Raw genomic sequence first — 3591 nt, 5'->3', positions numbered from 1 at the left:
GCCGAACGCGGTGTGCGCTTCTTTGATGGCGGGGTCGATTTGGCTCAAACCGAGATAGGTGTTCTGAAAAATCGGCAACAGGGCGTAGAGCGTCAGCGCAATCAAAACCGGCGGCGAACCGATGCCGACAAAGGGAATCAGCAAACCGAGCAGCGCGAGGGACGGAATGGTTTGCAGGATATTGGTTACCTGCAAAACACCTTCCGCCCAACGCCGTTTATTTGCCAGCCATACGGCGAGCGGTACGGCCAGCGCAACGGCGCAAAGCAGGGCAATCAGGGAGAGGCGGAGGTGTTCAAGCGTCGCCTGCCACAGTTCGGCGGGCGGGACGGGAAGGAAATCGGGCATAAAGAATTGTCGGAATTGAAAATATTTCCGACAGTATAGCCTAAGGGGCAAAGAAGATAAAAAGGTCGTCTGAAAATCCGTTTTCAGACGACCTTTGCTTATGGGGGAATGCCTTACATCACATCCAACACATCAATGCCCAGCAAGTCCAAGCCTTGTTTCAACGTGTCGCCGGTGAGCTTCGCCAGTTGCAGGCGGCTGTTGCGGGTTGCGCCTTCGGCTTTGAGTATCGGGCAGGCTTCGTAGAAGCGGCTGAACAGGGTGGCAATTTGGTAAAGATAGTTTGCCAGATAGTGCGGATACGCCGTGTCCGCCACGCTTTGTAGTACGTCTTCGAATTTCAGAAGCTCGGCGGCAAGCTGTTTTTCCAGCGGTTCGGTCAAAACGGTGGGCGCAGTTGCGTCCCATTCGCCGGCTTTGCGCAACACGCTTTGCACGCGGGTGTAGGCGTATTGCAGGTAGGGGGCGGTGTTGCCTTCAAACGAGAGCATGGCGTCCCAGTCGAACACATAATCGCTGGTGCGGTTTTTGCTCAAATCGGCGTATTTGACCGCGCCGATACCGACGGTTTTGCCGATTTTCGCCGCTTCGTCTGCGCCCAATTCGGGATTTTTTTCTTTCACCAAAGCCGTGGCGCGCTCGACGGCTTCGGTCAGCAGGTCAACCAGTTTTACAGTGTCGCCGCTGCGCGTTTTGAACGGTTTGCCGTCTTTGCCCATCATGGTGCCGAAGCCGATAAATTCGGCTTTTGCATCTTCCGGCAGATAGCCTGCTTTGCGGGAAGTGGTAAAAAGTTGCTCGAAATGCAAGGCTTGGCGGTGGTCGACGACGTAGAGCAGACGGTCGGCTTTCAGACGACCTATGCGGTAGCGCAGGCACGCCAAATCGGTGGAGGCGTAGAGAAAGCCGCCGCCTTGTTTTTGCACGATAAATGCGGCGGGTTCGCCTTCTTTGTTTTTGAACTCATTCAAGAACACGACTTTCGCGCCGTCGTCTTCGACCGCCAGACCTTTTTGAACCAAATCATCGACCACGGGCTGCAAATCGTCGTTGTATTTCGATTCGCCCGCCACGTCTTCAGGGCGCAGTTTCAAGCCCAGCGTGTCGTAAACGGCTTGGGCGTGCGAGAGCGAAATATCGACAAACTGTTTCCACAACGCCAACACGGTTTCATCGCCGCCTTGCAGCTTCACAACATATTCGCGTGCGGTGTCGGCAAAGGCAGGGTCTTCGTCAAAGCGCACTTTGGCAGCGCGGTAAAACTGCTCCAAATCCGCCAACTCAAACGCGGCATTGTCTTTTTGCTGCTCAACCAAATAAGCGACCAACATGCCGAATTGCGTACCCCAGTCGCCGACGTGGTTTTGGCGGATGACGGTGTTGCCCATAAATTCCAACACGCGCGAAATGCTGTCGCCGATGATGCTGGAACGCAGATGGCCGACGTGCATTTCTTTTGCCAGATTGGGCGAGGAATAGTCGATGACGACGGTTTGCGGTTTGTCAGTTTTTGCCACGCCGAAACGTGCGTCATTCAAGGCCACATGAATGTTTTGGGCGAGAAATTCGGGGCGCAGGCGCAGGTTGATGAAGCCCGGGCCGGCCACTTCCGCGCTTTCAATCACGGCGTTGCCCGCCAATGCTTCGGCAACCTTTTGCGCCAACTCGCGCGGATTTTGTTTGGCTTTTTTCGCCGCACCCATCACGCCGTTGATTTGGAAATCGCCGTGTTCGGCGTTTTTGGTCGGCTGCAAGACAACAGGGCTGTCGGCGATGCCTGCGGCGGCAAAGGCGGCGGCGGCTTCGCGTTCGACGGTTTGATGTAGGTTCATGAAGTTCGGTCTCTCGGTTAAATTCAAATCAGGCGGTATTTTAAAAGAATTTGGGGTGTTGAAACAGGGCTAAGGTGAAAGGTCGTCTGAAAACCTTGGATTTGGGTTTTCAGACGACCTTTTGCATGAAGTTGGTTCTGCTCGGTTTTGATTGTTACGCAGCCATTATTTTTCTTCTTTGGAGGAGCTGTTGCGGGCGGCTTTGCCGTTGTCGGGTTTTGTTTGTTTTTGAGTTTTGCGGTTGTTTACCGCATCCAACCATTCTTCGCGTTCGGCTTTTATTTTGGCTGCAACTTCTTCCACCATCGTCTTCGGCGGCGCGGCCGCTGCCGCTTGCGCCTGTTGCTGGTATTTCTGCCAGTAATCCCAGCCGAACCATCCGCCGGCGGCAAGCAGGGCGATGAGGGGGATAATCAGCAAGAGCTTGGAAAAGGTTTTTTTATACGGTTCGGGTTCGGTGTCGAAAAAGTCGAATTCATCGACACAGTCAAGGGAGAAGCAGATATTTTCGGCTTCGTCGCGTCCGCGTCTGCCTTTGACGATGTCGAATGAGACGCGTTGGCCTTCGGCAGGCGGACGTGTCAGTGTGGTAAAGGCGGAAAGCGGGGCGAACACTTCTGTACCCATGCTTTCTTCACGGATGGCTCCAAATTGGCGGTTGTCATTCCAGCGTGTAATCGTACCGTAATAGCGCATAGTTTTATGTAATTTGAATAGTTGTTGTTTGGGTTGTATTTTAAACGAAATCTGTAAAGGAACAAGGGGAGCGGTTGATATTTAAATGTAAATTCTATGACATCGGGAACGGCAGGTTTCAGACGACCCCTGTCAGGCCGGCATGATTCGATAGGGAGGGTGATGTTTTAAACAAAAAAGGAAACATATCGTTTCCCTTTTCTGTTATTCAATAACGTAACCTTCTTTGTCCCAATTTGTCTTTTTCACTATTTGGTCGTTGGCGTAAACCGTTTCGGACTTTTTGGCTCCGTCGTCATACCATTCCAGAACAACGCCGTTGCGTTTGCCGTTGGTAATGGTAATTTCAGAAAGGGCGCGGCCGTTTTCGTCCCAACTCATGATTTCGGTCGGTTTGTCGTTGACCATGGTCATTTCGGTTTTCGGGCTGCCGTTGGGATACCATTGCTTCCAGTAGCCGTTTGCCTTGTCATGTTTGAATTGGATTTCGCTTTCTTTCGTACCGTTGCGGTAATAGCGTGAGCCGACGCCTTCGCTCAAGCCGTTCAGATAGGGCATGACCGCCGATTTTTTACCGTTGGGGTACCAGTTGGTCCATTCGCCGTTCGGCTTGCCGTTGCGGTAGCTGCCGATCATTTTCTTTTGCCCGTTGAAATGCCAGAGTGTCAAAGTACCGTTGTTGAGGACGGGAACGAAGGTTTTGATCTGCGCCGCC

General features: G+C 52.8%; 4 protein-coding genes. All 4 read right to left on the bottom strand.

The genetic code is table 11. The features are described 5' to 3' along the window. Positions 1–348, bottom strand: a 348-nt coding sequence (locus HMPREF1051_RS10415) for an ABC transporter permease (protein WP_003768312.1), incomplete at its 3' end; no start/stop codon positions are given. Positions 349–461: 113 nt separating this feature from the next. Further along, on the bottom strand, positions 462–2180 hold the full coding sequence (gene argS / locus HMPREF1051_RS10410) for an arginine--tRNA ligase (protein WP_003768314.1): 1719 nt from the start codon (positions 2178–2180) through the stop codon (positions 462–464). A 165-nt stretch (positions 2181–2345) separates the two neighbouring features. Next, on the bottom strand, positions 2346–2876 hold the full coding sequence (locus HMPREF1051_RS10405) for a cold-shock protein (protein ID WP_003768315.1): 531 nt from the start codon (positions 2874–2876) through the stop codon (positions 2346–2348). 204 nt (positions 2877–3080) lie between these two features. Next, a partial coding sequence (locus HMPREF1051_RS10400; protein WP_003768313.1) for a toxin-antitoxin system YwqK family antitoxin occupies positions 3081–3591 on the bottom strand: 511 nt, incomplete at its 5' end.

This window comes from Neisseria sicca VK64 (assembly GCF_000260655.1).
GTDB lineage: Bacteria > Pseudomonadota > Gammaproteobacteria > Burkholderiales > Neisseriaceae > Neisseria > Neisseria sicca_B.
The sequence above is the reverse complement of the archived record's forward strand: the minus strand, read 5'-3'. Positions and strand labels throughout refer to the sequence as shown.

What these genes read in the sequence shown, in the direction of transcription:
- HMPREF1051_RS10405 (WP_003768315.1), bottom strand. Translation starts at nt 2,876, where the DNA reads ATGCGCTATTACGGTACGATTACACGCTGGAATGACAACCGCCAATTT.
- argS (WP_003768314.1), bottom strand. Translation starts at nt 2,180, where the DNA reads ATGAACCTACATCAAACCGTCGAACGCGAAGCCGCCGCCGCCTTTGCC.